This window comes from Microbacterium sp. ZXT2-5 (genome assembly GCF_055329545.1).
This window is the reverse complement of the sequence record NZ_JBUZWD010000001.1, coordinates 1931601-1943883: the sequence shown is the minus strand read 5'-3', so window position 1 is coordinate 1943883 and position 12283 is coordinate 1931601. Positions and strand designations below refer to the sequence as shown.

14 protein-coding genes are annotated in these 12283 nt (G+C 73.0%); 6 read left to right on the top strand and 8 right to left on the bottom strand.

The window, feature by feature from the left end; genetic code table 11:
* Positions 1–39 precede the first annotated feature (39 nt).
* Positions 40–1674 (bottom strand): DUF4407 domain-containing protein, encoded by a 1635-nt coding sequence (locus ACZBH1_RS08525; protein ID WP_463646133.1) that lies wholly within the window; start codon positions 1672–1674, stop codon positions 40–42.
* 88 nt (positions 1675–1762) lie between these two features.
* Entirely contained in the window at positions 1763–3007 is a 1245-nt protein-coding gene (gene rlmN / locus ACZBH1_RS08520; RefSeq protein WP_463646132.1) for a dual-specificity RNA methyltransferase RlmN, read from the bottom strand.
* A 112-nt stretch (positions 3008–3119) separates the two neighbouring features.
* On the opposite strand from rlmN, the gene ACZBH1_RS08515 reads away from it, so the two are divergent.
* Genes ACZBH1_RS08515 through ACZBH1_RS08505 form a run of 3 tightly spaced genes read left to right on the top strand, consistent with a single transcriptional unit; the run spans position 3120 to position 5151 of the window.
* Positions 3120–3587, top strand: coding sequence for a GNAT family N-acetyltransferase (locus tag ACZBH1_RS08515; protein ID WP_336394402.1), 468 nt, complete (start codon positions 3120–3122; stop codon positions 3585–3587).
* A 32-nt stretch (positions 3588–3619) separates the two neighbouring features.
* Complete coding sequence (locus ACZBH1_RS08510; protein WP_378880183.1) at positions 3620–4258, top strand: LysE family translocator; 639 nt, start codon at positions 3620–3622, stop codon at positions 4256–4258.
* The gene (locus tag ACZBH1_RS08505; RefSeq protein ID WP_463646131.1) at positions 4258–5151 is read left to right on the top strand and encodes a Cof-type HAD-IIB family hydrolase; all 894 of its coding nucleotides are present in this window, start codon (positions 4258–4260) and stop codon (positions 5149–5151) included. Before ACZBH1_RS08510 ends, ACZBH1_RS08505 begins: the two co-directional genes overlap by 1 nt.
* Before the next feature lie 9 nt (positions 5152–5160).
* Here the strand turns inward: ACZBH1_RS08505 and ACZBH1_RS08500 are convergent, their stop codons facing one another.
* The 4 genes from ACZBH1_RS08500 to ACZBH1_RS08485 form a co-directional block, all read right to left on the bottom strand.
* Complete coding sequence (locus ACZBH1_RS08500) at positions 5161–5568, bottom strand: VOC family protein (RefSeq protein WP_463646130.1); 408 nt, start codon at positions 5566–5568, stop codon at positions 5161–5163.
* Positions 5569–5625: 57 nt separating this feature from the next.
* Positions 5626–6465, bottom strand: coding sequence for an SDR family oxidoreductase (locus ACZBH1_RS08495; RefSeq protein WP_463646129.1), 840 nt, complete (start codon positions 6463–6465; stop codon positions 5626–5628).
* Between the two features lie 162 nt (positions 6466–6627).
* Positions 6628–7404, bottom strand: a complete 777-nt coding sequence (locus ACZBH1_RS08490; protein ID WP_336394397.1) for an enoyl-CoA hydratase/isomerase family protein — start codon at positions 7402–7404, stop codon at positions 6628–6630.
* Positions 7405–7413: 9 nt separating this feature from the next.
* Positions 7414–8175 carry an SDR family NAD(P)-dependent oxidoreductase gene (locus ACZBH1_RS08485; protein WP_336394396.1) on the bottom strand — a complete coding sequence of 254 codons (762 nt, stop codon included), beginning with the start codon at positions 8173–8175 and terminating at the stop codon, positions 7414–7416.
* Positions 8176–8342: 167 nt separating this feature from the next.
* On the opposite strand from ACZBH1_RS08485, the gene ACZBH1_RS08480 reads away from it, so the two are divergent.
* From ACZBH1_RS08480 to ACZBH1_RS08470, 3 genes are read left to right on the top strand one after another with little or no spacing between them, the layout of a single operon-like run.
* A complete protein-coding gene (locus ACZBH1_RS08480; protein WP_463646128.1) occupies positions 8343–8693 on the top strand; it encodes a DUF488 domain-containing protein in 351 nt (116 codons plus the stop codon).
* Positions 8694–8733: 40 nt separating this feature from the next.
* Positions 8734–9459 carry a phosphotransferase gene (locus tag ACZBH1_RS08475; protein ID WP_463646127.1) on the top strand — a complete coding sequence of 242 codons (726 nt, stop codon included), beginning with the start codon at positions 8734–8736 and terminating at the stop codon, positions 9457–9459.
* The gene (locus tag ACZBH1_RS08470; RefSeq protein WP_378878595.1) at positions 9456–9962 is read left to right on the top strand and encodes an SRPBCC family protein; all 507 of its coding nucleotides are present in this window, start codon (positions 9456–9458) and stop codon (positions 9960–9962) included. The genes ACZBH1_RS08475 and ACZBH1_RS08470 overlap by 4 nt, the downstream gene beginning before the upstream one ends.
* Positions 9963–10004: 42 nt before the next feature.
* Here the strand turns inward: ACZBH1_RS08470 and ACZBH1_RS08465 are convergent, their stop codons facing one another.
* Positions 10005–10805 (bottom strand): energy-coupling factor transporter transmembrane component T family protein, encoded by an 801-nt coding sequence (locus ACZBH1_RS08465; protein ID WP_463646670.1) that lies wholly within the window; start codon positions 10803–10805, stop codon positions 10005–10007.
* Between the two features lie 2 nt (positions 10806–10807).
* Positions 10808–12283 carry an ABC transporter ATP-binding protein gene (locus ACZBH1_RS08460; protein WP_463646126.1) on the bottom strand — a complete coding sequence of 492 codons (1476 nt, stop codon included), beginning with the start codon at positions 12281–12283 and terminating at the stop codon, positions 10808–10810.

Below are 12283 nucleotides of genomic sequence, written 5' to 3'. Positions count from 1 at the left end.
GAGAGCGGAACGGGCCCGCCGGATCGCGCGCGGCGGCGCTCAGGCCTCCGCGCCCTGCGCGATGCCGGCTCGCTCGCGCCAGCTGCGCGCCGTGACCCGGTCGAGGGCCACCTGCCGGCGCAGCGCGTCGGCCTTCTCGTACAGCGACGGGTCGCCGTAGCTCGTGAGCACCTTCACGATCACGGGCAGCAGCTCGATCATGAAGAACAGCACGGCGATGAGCAGGTGCGCCCACTTCAGCGTCGGCTCGCGCTCCCCCAGCCGCTCCAGGGCGCCGATCTGGCTCAGCAGGCCGACCGCGCCGGCGTTGCCGCTCGCGATCTCCGCCGCCCGGGCGTCGTACGCGGCGAGCGCCGCCTGGTACTGCTCGCGGGCAGCCGGCAGCTCGTCACGCGCCTGCTGCTTGTTCTGCTCCTCCGACGCGCTCGCGGCGGCCGTGCCCGACGCCTGGGCGTCGGCGAGGTCGGCCTGGGCCGACCGCAGCTTCGCGGCGAGGTCGTCGTAGGAGGCCTGCGCGGCGGCCAGCTGCGCCTCGGCGGCCTCGGAGCTCGCCCCCTCGCCGGCGACGCCGCTGCAGCCCTCGACCTCGCCGGCGCCCTGGCCGTTGATCTCGCACTGGTAGATCGCCCGCGCCTGGTCGATCACCTGCTGCTGCTCGGCGAGCTTGGCGGTGAGGTCGTCGACGGACGCCTGCGCCGCCGCGGCGGACGCGGTCGTCGTCTCGGCGCCGTCGACGACGCCGGTCGCCGCCTGGCTCTCCAACGCGGCGACCCGCTCGCTCGCGGCGTCGAGCGCCTGCCTCTCCGGGCCCGAGGTGACGGCATCCTGATCCGACTGCGCCTGCGTGATGTTGGTCGCGTTCACCTCGCGTGCGATGTCGTTCTGGAAGATCTGCAGCACGAGGGGCTCGGCCACGACGATGCCGATCACCGCCGCCATGATCACACGAGGGATCGCGAGCCCGATCAGCCGCCACACGTTGTGCGTCGAGCGCATCGTCGAGGTGAGGAAGCGGTCGAGGTTGAAGATGATGAGCGCCCACACCAGTGCGAGCGGCACGGCGACGAAGGCGGCGATCCGCACCCCGGTCACGAGCGCGAAGTACATCGAGATGGCCGAGACCAGCGCCGTCCCGGCGAGCACGAAGAACATCTGCACGAAGCGGGGCGTCTCGGTGGGCACCTCGTCGAGCACCGAGCCCTCCGCGCCGCCGAGCACGGCGAGGCGTCGCGCGGCGGAGGTCCGCTCGCGGCGGCGCTGCGCACGCGGGGAGCGGGTGACGGGGACGGATGCCTCCGCCGCCGGTTCGGCTCCTTCGGCCGCCGCCGGCTCCGGCGCCTCAGGCTCCGGCGGTGCGGGCGTCCCCTCGGGCGCAGGCTCGTCCACGGCGCCCCACTCGCCGACGGCCGGCTGACGCTCCGGCGTGGTCCGCGGGGCCTCGACCGCGACGGGCTCGGTCGGGCTCATCGCGAAGGAGTCCTCGAGCAGGCGCGTCTCGGGGAACGGGTCGTCCGGGCCTCCGCCGTCCTCGCGCCCGCCGTCCTCACGCGCGCCGGCGGCGTGCGCGGCGCGGACGTCGTCGAGGTACAGCTCCTCGGCCTGATCGGCCGGCGCGTCGAACTCGATGCGGCCGTCGGAGCCGAATCGGCCCGGCCGGTGAGCGGAGAAAGACATCCGGACACCCTAGACAACGCAACCTGGACGCCAGGTGGAAGACCCTCGTCGTCGAGCGGATGCCGCGGCCCGCGGCATCCGGAATCCGTCACACCTCGAGCGGGGTAACCGCGGCGACCGCGGCGTCCTCCTCGGTGGCGACCAGCTGGCCGCAGGCGCCGTCGATCTCCTTGCCGCGGGTGTCGCGGAGAGTGGTCGGGATGCCCGCGTCGTTGAGCCGCCGCACGAACTCGTTCTGCACCGGCACCTCGGACGCCGTCCAGATGGAGCCGGGGGTCGGGTTGAGCGGGATCGGGTTCACGTGCACCCAGCCGCGCCCGCGGGCGTTGAGCTTCTCGGCCAGGAGGTCGGCGCGCCACGCGTGGTCGTTCATGTCCTTGATGAGCGCGTACTCGATCGAGACGCGTCGTCCGGTCTTGTCGAAGTACGCACGGGCGGCGTCGAGGGCCTCGTCGACCTTCCAGCGGGAGTTGACGGGGATCAGCTCGTCGCGGAGCTTGTCGTCGGGCGCGTGCAGCGAGAGCGCGAAGGTCACCGGGATGTCCTCGTTCGCGAGCTTCGTGATCGCGGGCACGAGTCCGACCGTCGACACGGTGATGCCGCGAGCGCTCATGCCGAGGCCGTGCTGCTTGTCGGTCATGACACGCACCGCCTGCATCACCCGCGCGTAGTTCGCCAGCGGCTCGCCCATGCCCATGAACACGATGTTCGACACTCGTTCGGCGGAGTGATCGGTCTTCTTCTTGCCGCCGAGTCCACCCTCGGCGATGAGGCGGTTGGCGCGCACGATCTGCTCGACGATCTCGGCCGCCGACATGTTGCGGGTGAGGCCCGCCTGCCCGGTCGCGCAGAACGGACAGTTCATGCCGCACCCGGCCTGGCTCGAGACGCACAGCGTGATGCGGCCCGGGTAGCGCATGAGCACCGACTCGACGAGCGCGCCGTCGTGCAGCTTCCACAGGAACTTGATCGTGTCGCCGCGATCGGTCTCGAGGCGCCGCACCTCGGTGAGGAGGGAGGGCACCATGCCGTGCACGAATTCGTCGCGGCCCTCGGCCGGCAGGTCGGTCATGTCGGCCGGGTCGTGGGTCCAGTGCTGGAAGTAGTGCTTCTCGAGCTGCTTCGCGCGGAAGCCCGGCATCCCGAGCTCCTTCACCTTGGCGACCCGCTCCTCGGGAGTGAGATCGGCCATGTGCACCGGGGGCTTGCCGCGCTTGGGACTGGCGAACTGCAGGAGCGGCCGCCCCTCGGCATCCTTCTTCTGGGTCCACCCCTCGGTCGCCGGGCGCACCTGCTTCGGCTTCGTGGCGCGGACGGGGGAGGGCTCGGTCATGGGTTCCAGGGTAGGCGACGACGCCTGGACGGATGCCGATGCCCGATGCCCGATGCCCGATGACGCCGTCAATCCCCCGCACGCCGGCGCAGCGCCTGGCTAGCGTGGCCGCATGGACGATCTGACCGTGCGCCCCATCCGCCCCGACGACGCCGGCGAGGTGATGACGCTCCAGCGCGCCGCGTTCGTGCAGGAGGCGCTGATCTACGGGACGCCCGAGATGCCGCCGCTGACGCAGACCCTCGAGGAGGTCGAGTCCGAGCTGCACGAGAACATCGGGTGCGTCGCGCTGGACGGGCCCCGCATGGTGGGCGCCGTGCGGGCACGCCTGGACGGGTCACTGCTGCTCGTCGGGCGCATCGCGATCGCGCCGGACCGGGCCGGCGAAGGCATCGGCACGACGCTGCTGGCCGCCGTCGAGCGTCGCGGGGCGGAAGCGGGCGCGACCGAGGCCGAGCTGTTCACCGGGTCGCTCAGCGAGGCGAACCTGCGCCTGTACGAGCGCGAGGGCTACGTCGAGACCGAGCGCGTCCAGGGCGACGACGGCACCGAGCAGGTGTTCCTGCGCAAGCGGCTCTGAACCGCCCGGCGGAGAAGGCTAGGGTGTGCACCGTGGTCCCCCTCGAGAACCTGCTCGCCTTCACGCTCGCCGCGCTGGTGCTGATCGTGATTCCGGGCCCGAGCGTGCTCTTCACGATCGGGCGCGCACTCGCGCTCGGGCGCGTGGGCGGCCTGCTGAGCGTGCTCGGCAACGCCCTCGGGCTGCTGCCGGTCATCGCACTCGTCGCGCTGGGCGTGGGCGGCATCGTGGCGCAGTCGGTCGTGCTGTTCACGATCCTCAAGATCGCCGGCGCGCTGTACCTGGTGTACCTCGGCATCCAGGCGATCCGGCACCGCGACCGGGCGGCGGCGGAGGCCGACGGCGGCGTCCTGCCCCGCTCGGCGTGGCGTCAGCTGGGCGAGGGCTTCGTGGTGGGCGTGACGAACCCCAAGACCATCGCGTTCTTCGTCGCGGTGCTCCCCCAGTTCGTCGACCTCTCGACGGGCTCCGTGCCGCTGCAGATGATCGTGCTCGGCCTGGTGTTCTTCGCGATCGCGCTCGTCTCCGACGCGATCTGGGCGCTGATCGCCGCGGGCGCCCGCGGCTGGTTCGGGCGATCGCCGAAGCGGATCGCGCGGCTGTCCGCGACCGGCGGCGGCCTCATGATCGGCCTCGGCGGCATCCTCCTCCTCACCGGGAACGAGCACTGATGACCACTCCGACAGGCTCAACGGCCGCCGACGCGACGCGTCCCCACCGGCGGCGGATCATCTTCCTCGATGTCGACGGCACGATCCTCGAGCACGGATCGTATGTCGCCCCCTCGACCGGCGACGCCGTGCGCGCCGCCCGCGCGGCCGGGCACCTCGTCTACCTCAGCACCGGGCGCTCCGCCGCCGACATCCACCCGAATGTCGCCGAGATCGGCTTCGACGGCGCGGTGACGAACTCCGGCGCCCTGGTCGTCTCCGGCGACGAGGTCGTCATCGACCGCCCGCTCCCGCGCCAGGCGACGGAGCGCCTGCTGGCGGCGATGCGCAGCCGCGGCATCCGCTTCTTCCTCCAGACCCGCGACGGCGTCTACGCCAGCGATGACATGGCCGAGCTCATGCGCGACTATGCCGCGGCACTGGAGGCCCGCGAGGCCGCGGGCGGCGAGGTGCGCCCGGAGGACTCGCTGGTGGGGCTGGCCCAGCGCACCTTCCCGCCGATCGAGGAGGCCGACCTCGGCCGCATCGACAAGGCGGTGTTCGTCAGCGACCACGAGGACGGCCTCGAGCAGCTGCGCGCCGACCTCGGGGACCGGTTCCTCGTGGTGCCGGGCAGCATGCCGCTGCCGGGCGGCTCGAACGGCGAGATCAACGAGCGCGACACGACCAAGGGCTCCGCGATCGAGCTGCTGCTGGACCGCCTCGGCATCGACGCCGCCGACGCCGTCGCCGTCGGCGACAGCTGGAACGACGTCGAGATGTTCCAGGTGTGCGGCGTCGCGGTCGCGATGGGCAACGCCCACCCCGAGCTCAAGGCCCTCGCCGACTTCGTCACCACCGACGTGCTCGACGACGGGATCGCCAACGCCTTCCGGCGCCTGGGTCTCATCTGACCGATCGCGTCACGCCGGCGGCGCTGCGGGCGGCTCGGGCGGCGCCTCGGGCGGCTCGGCGCCGAGGTTGACGAGGTTGCCGGCGGGGTCCCGCACCTGCGCGACGCGCTCGCCCCACGCCATGTCGGCGGGCGGCTGCTCCGCACGACCGCCGGCCGCGAGCCAGGCCGCATAGGTCGCATCGACGTCGTCCACGTAGAACCACAGCGCGACCCGGTCGCCGACCGAGGGCGGCAGCGCGTCGAGGTCGCGGCCGATGCCCAGCGACACCTCGCCGATCTGGAGCGAGACGTAGTCGTCCTCGTCCCCGCCGGCGAAGCGGTAGGGCACCGAGGCGCCGAGCGCGGTCTCGTAGAACCTCACGAGGCCCGGAAGGTCTCGCGCGAGCAGGATCGGGAACAGGCTCCGTACCGCCATGGAGCCACCCTACGTCGGCCCGGTCGGCCCGGAAAGGCGGTGCGGGCCGACCCGGGGTCAATCCAGGAAGATGTCGGGGAAGAGCTCCGAGTCGGGGGTTCCCGGGACGGCGGCGTAGCCGGAGAAGTCGGTCACGCCGGCCGCCTCGAGCACGTCCTCGACGATGAGCGTCTGGCCGGTGAACGACCGCGACGGCTTGGTGAAGATCTCGTACGCGGCGTCGGCGTAGATCTCGGGGGTCCGGCTCACCTTCATCATGCGGTCGCCGCCCAGGGCGAACTTGACGGCGGCCGTGGCGATCGTGGTGCGCGGCCACAGCGTGTTCGCGGCGATGCCCGCGTCGGCGAACTCGGCCGCGAGCCCCAGCGTCGCCATGGTCATCCCGTACTTCGCCAGCGTGTAGCCGGTGTGCCCGCCCAGCCACTTCGGCGACAGGTTGAGGGGCGGCGAGAGCGACAGGATGTGCGGGTTGGCGGCATCCTTCAGGATCGGCACCGCGGCCCTCGACAGCATGAAGGTGCCGCGGACGTTCACGTCCTGCATGAGGTCGTACTTCTTCGCGTCGAGATCGAGCGAGCGGGACAGGTCGATGACCGAGGCGTTGTTCACGACGATGTCGATGCCGCCGAACTCCCCCTGTGTCTTGAGCACCGCCTCGGTGACGTCGTCGTCGTTGCGGACGTCGCCGACGATCGGCAGCGCCTGACCGCCCGCCTCACGGATCTGCTCCGCGGCCGAGTGCACGGTGCCCTCCAGCTTGGGGTGCGGGGTGTCGGTCTTGGCCAGGAGTGCCACGTTCGCGCCGTCGCGGGCGGCGCGCAGGGCGATGGCGAGCCCGATGCCGCGGCTGCCGCCGGACATCAGGATGGTCTTGCCGGCGAGGGGCTTGTCGCTCATCTCGGGGTCCTTTCGGGTCGCACTTCCGTCGAGATCGTGTGTTCTCGGCGAGCTACCACGTTGTCGGCGTCGATGACGTGGTCGTTCGGCGAGGTCGCGGTATCTCGACGGTGTTTGGGCGGGGGCGAGTCGGGGGCGGGTGGGGTCTGGGGCGGGGTGGGGTCAGGGGCGGGATTTGGCGGATGCCGCGGCGAAGGCGGCGACGCGGGCCTTCGACTCGTCGGTGTCGAAGCGGGCGCCGATCGCGGCCGCCTCGTCGTCCAGGTTGTCGGCGAAGGATCGTCCGGCTCCGGTGCGCACGAGACGCTTGGCCTGCCCGAACGCACCGGTCGCGCCGTCGAGCCAGAACCGGGCGACCGCCTCGGCCCGCGCCGCGACCTCGCCTGCGGGCACGACCTCGGTGACCAGGCCCCAGTCCAGCGCGGTGGCCGCGTCGATCGTGAGGTCCTGCAGCAGCAGCTGCAGGGCACGACGCTGGCCGACGGCGGCCGGCAGCAGCGTCGAGACCCCCAGGTCGGGCGTCAGGCCGATGTTGGCGTACTTGCTGACGAACTTCGCCTGGTCGGACGCGACGATGTAGTCCGCCGTCAGCATGAGCCCGAGGCCCCCGCCGGCGACCGCGCCCTGCACGGCGGCGACGATCGGCGTGGAGGATTCGGCGAAGGTGCGGATGCCGTCGTGGATCGTGTGCGCGGCTGCCGTGACGTCGGCACCGGAGGCCCCCGACGTCGCCATCTCGAGCACGTCGCCGCCGGCGCAGAAGGCCGGGCCGGCGGCATCCAGGATGATGGCTCCGACCGAGTCGTCGGACGTGAGCTCGTGCGCCACGTCGCGCCAGCGGCCGCCCATCTCGAAGCCCATGGCGTTGAGGAATGCGGGCCTGTTGAACGTCACGCGCGCCAGGGCGCCGTCGCGGGTGACGAGGATCGAGTCGCTCATGCGGTCTCCTTACTTCGGCGCCATGCGGATGGCGCCGTCGAGGCGGATGGTCTCGCCGTTGAGGTAGCCGTTGTCGACGATCGACATCACCAGACGCGCGTACTCGTCCGGCCTGCCGAGGCGGTTCGGATACGGCACCTGCTCGCCGAGGGAGTCCTGCGCGGCCTGGGGCAGCGAGGCGAGCATGGGGGTCTCCATGATGCCGGGGGCGATCGTGACGACGCGGATGCCGTACCGCGCGAGCTCGCGCGCGATCGGCAGGGTCATCGCGTGCACGCCGCCCTTCGACGCCGAGTACGCGGGCTGACCGATCTGTCCGTCGAACGCCGCGACGCTCGCCGTGCTGACGATGACGCCGCGATCGCCGTCCGCGGTGGGATCGGTCCTGGCCATGACGGCGGATGCCTGGGCGATGACGTTGTAGGTGCCGACGAGGTTGACGCGCACGATCCGCTCGAACGCGTCCAGCGGCGTCGGGCGGCCCTCGCGGTCGAGCACCTTTGCCGGCGGCGCGATGCCGGCGCAGTTGACCACCACCCGCAGCGGAGCGGATGCCGCCGCCGTCGTCACCGCGGCCGCGACCTGCTCCGGGTCGGTGACATCGGCGGGGGCGAACGACCCGCCGAGCTCGGCGGCGACGCCGGCCCCGGCGGAGGTGGGGAGGTCCACGATCGTGACGAGGGCGCCCGCCGCGGCGAGGCGCCGTGCGGTGGCGAGGCCCAGCCCGCTCGCGCCGCCGGTGACGAGGGCCGAGGCATCCGTCAGATCCATGGATTCTCCTTCGAAGTCTGGAATGTCGCGAAACCGCGTACCAGCATACGCGGGACTGAGTATCAGCCGCGACGCTGGGAGGCCGCCGCCCCCAGGCTAGTCGTGCGACCGCCGATCGGTCACGCCGCGCGGTGGCGCGGCCGCGGCGGGCGGGGTTGACTGGACGGGTGGAGATCCGGCTCAAGCGCGTGTACGAGGACCCCGACCCGGACGACGGGTTCCGCGTGCTGGTGGACAGGCTCTGGCCGCGCGGGCTGACGAAGGAGCGCGCCGCCCTCGACCTGTGGGCGAAGGAGGTGGCGCCCTCGACGGACCTGCGCGGGGAGTTCCACCACGGCGACCTGTCGTGGGCGGACTTCGAGACCGCCTACCGCGCCGAGCTCGACGGCCCCACGCGCACGGCCGTCGCGTCGCTGCGCGCGGAGCTGGCCGCCCACCCGGTCGTGACGCTGCTGCACGCCGTCGCCGACGAGTCCCACAACCACGCGCTCATCCTGCGGGAGGTCCTCGGGGCCTGACCAGGGAGGTCCTCGAGGCCTGACCCGGCAGGATGGGAGGGTGTCGATCCCGGGCGAAGACGTCGTCGTGCCGCCGCGCGTGCGCCTGCTCGCGGGCGGGACCCGCATCGTGCCGGTGTGGCGCAACGACTACGGCGGGGTGACCTTCCGCACCGACGACGGCCGGTACATCAAACACGGCCCGCGCAACGCCGAATCGTCCTTCGCCGGCGAGGCCGAGCGGCTCGACTGGGCCGTCGCCCGCATCGCCGTGCCGCGCGTGCTCGAGGTCGGCGGCGACGACACGCACGAGTGGTTGGTGACGACCGCACTCCCCGGTCTCTCAGCCGTCGACCCTCGCTGGGTCGCTGATCCCGCGACCGCCGTCCGGGCGGTCGGCGAGGGCCTCCGGGCCCTGCACGACGCGCTGCCGGTCGCGGACTGTCCGTTCGACTGGGGTGTCGCCGGGCGCATCGCGAATGCGGCGGGGCGCGGCATCCGCGTGCCCGATGCGCTGCGCGAGCCGCCGCCGGTCGACCGTCTCGTCGTGTGCCACGGCGACGCGTGCTGCCCCAACACGCTCATCGGCGACGACGGCCGGTGGGTCGCCCACGTCGACCTGGGGACGCTGGGGGTCGCCGACCGCTGGGCGGACATCGCCGTGGCGTCGATGTCGACGGCGTGGAACTATGGCGAGGGATGGGAAGACGCCCTCATCGAGGCGTACGGGGTCGCCCCCGACCGCGAGCGCCTGTCGTACTACCGAGACCTCTGGAACGCGACATGACCGAAATCACCGGCACCGTCTGCAAGATCGACGGACACCCGAACCTCGTCATCCTTCGGCGGTTCCGGGCGACCGCCGACGCGGTGTGGCGGGAGCTGACCGAGTCCGAGCGCCTCGAGCGCTGGATCGGGCGCTGGGAGGGCGATCCGGCGTCCGGCCGCGTGACCTTCTACATGACCGCGGAGGGACAGGAGCCGGAGCCGGAGGAGTACACGATCCTCGAGTGCGATCGCCCGCGGCGGTTCTCCGGCGACACGTCGCAGGGCAGCGGCTCGTGGCACCTGTGGTTCGAGCTCGCGGAGGACGTGCCAGGAGACACCGTGCTCACCTTCGGGCAGCGCCTGAATCCCAGTGAGGACGTGGGGTCGATCGGCCCGGGCTGGGAGTACTACCTGGACCGGCTGGTGGCGGCGCAGGCGGGCCTGGATCCCGACGAGGTCAGGTGGGACGACTACTTCCCGGCGCTGCAGCCGGCGTACGAGAGGCTCGTCGCCGCGGACTGACGCGGCGGGCCGCCCGGTCGGATGCTCGCCGCCGACCGGGTGTCAGGACCACACGAAGCGGAAGGTGCCGACGGCCACCGCGGCGCCGATCGCCGCGGCCATGATCGCCACACCGCCCGCCAGCGCCACGGCGTCCCGTGCGTGCAGGCGCGACGGGCGCGACCACGTGCGCGGGATGCCGGACCCGAAACCGCGTGCCTCCATCGCCATCGCGAGCTTCGTGCCGCGGCGGACGGCGAACACCAGCAGCACGAACGCCATGGAGAGGAAGCGGCGGACGGCACCGGTGTCGCCGACTCCGCGCGCGCGGCGCGCCAGCTGCATGCTGCGCCAGTCGTCGAGGAAGAGCCCCAGCGTGCGGGTGCCGGCCAGCACGCCGAGCACGAACCGGCTCGGCAGCTTCGCCACCTGGGCGAGCGCGTCGGCGAGCTCGGTGGGGTCGGTGCGCCCGAAGAGGAGGATGGTGGGCAGCGCCAGCGCGAGCACCCGCAGGCACACCGCGACGGCGAGGGCGATCGAGTCGTCGCTGATCGTCGCGTACCAGAACGACCAGTGGACGGTCCCCCCGGGCTCGGCGTACAGCAGCATGCTCACCCCCGCGACCGGCGCGAAGACCAGGACCGGCAGCATCCGCATCAGCACGGTCACGACGGCGAGGCCGGTGAGCGGGATGCAGACGAGCTGCAGCGCGATCGCGACGAGCGAGCTGGTGACGTCGATCGAGGCGAGGAGCGGCACCGACAGCAGCAGCGCGAGCACGATCCGGGTGACCGGGTTGACGCCGTCCAGCCACGCGCGCGCCTCGGCGGTCGCCTCCGGGACGCCCTCGCGCGCCTCGACCACGGTCACGGCCGAGCCCCTGCCGGGACGGGGGCGCCGAGCTCGATGCGATGGCCGCCGAGGTGGCGCAGCACGTCCTCGTCATGGGTGACGGCGACGACCGTCGTGCCGGCGGCGATCTCGGACTGCAGCAGCTGCACGAGCTCGATCCAGCCGCGGCGGTCCTGCCCGAAGGTGGGCTCGTCGAGCACGATGACCGGCGGCGCGTCGGCGAGCACGGTGGCGACCGACAGCCGGCGCTTCTGCCCGCCCGACAGCGTGAACGGGTTCGCCGCGGCGAGCGGGGCGAGGTGCAGCCGCTCGAGCAGCTCGTCGACGATCACGGCGACGGCCGCCGCGTCGACGCCGCGCGAGCGCGGGCCGATGGCGAGCTCGTCGCGCACCGACGAGGCGAGGAACTGGTGCTCGGGCTCCTGGAACACCGTGCCGATGCGGGTGAGCAGCTCTCGCGACGTCCAGCGCGACGGGCGGCGCCCCGACCGCCCCGCCAGCTCGGGGGCCGCGACGACCTCCCCCGCCGCCTCGGGCAGCAGCCCTGCGAGGGTGAGGGCGAGCGTGGACTTGCCGGCCCCGTTGGGCCCGGTGATGGCGGTCGCCGCGCCACGGGGCACGGTCAGGTCGAGCCCGGCGCGCACGATCGACCGCCCGTCCCGCGAGAGGGAGAGAGCGGATGCCGCCAGCGCCGCCGCCGCGTCGGGCTGAGCGGCGGGCAGCACGGGCAGGTCGACGGGCATCCCCGGCACCCAGACCCCCGCGGCCGCGAGGTCCGCGCCGTGACGGGCGAACACGTCGGCCGGGGTGCCGTCGGCGAGGAGTCCGCCGTCCGCGCCGACCACGATGACGCGGTCCATGAGATCGGCCCACACCGCGGTGCGGTGCTCGATCACCACGAGCGTGGCGCCCGTCTCGGCCAGCACCCGCTCGACGCTGGCGCGCACCTCGCGCACCCCGTCGGGGTCGAGGTTCGCCGTCGGCTCGTCCAGCAGGAGCACGCCCGGGCGCATCGCGAGCACCCCGGCCAGCGCGAGGCGCTGCTTCTGACCGCCGGAGAGCGCCTTGGTGGGCCGGTCGTGCGGGACGCGCAGGCCCACCGCGTCGAGCGCCTCGGTCACGCGCGCCGGGATCTCGGCCGCCGGCACCCCGAGGTTCTCGGGCCCGAACGCCACATCGTCGCCCACCTTGGCCAGCACGACACCGGAGTCGGGGTCCTGGAGCACCAGGCCGACCCGCCCGCGGTGCGCTTCGGCACGCTCGCCGTCGATGAGCAGCGAGCCGGTCTCGTCGCCCTCGTCGGCGCCCCCGAGGAGTCCCGCCATTCCGGCCAGCAGCGTCGACTTGCCCGCACCCGAGGCGCCGAGCAGCAGCACGCGCTCACCCGGCTCGATCGCGAAAGCGACGTCGCGCACCGCCGGCGCGCGCCGCCCGGCGTAGCGCCACCCCCAGCCCGCCGCGGTGATGCGGCCGGGACGGGTGCCCGGCAT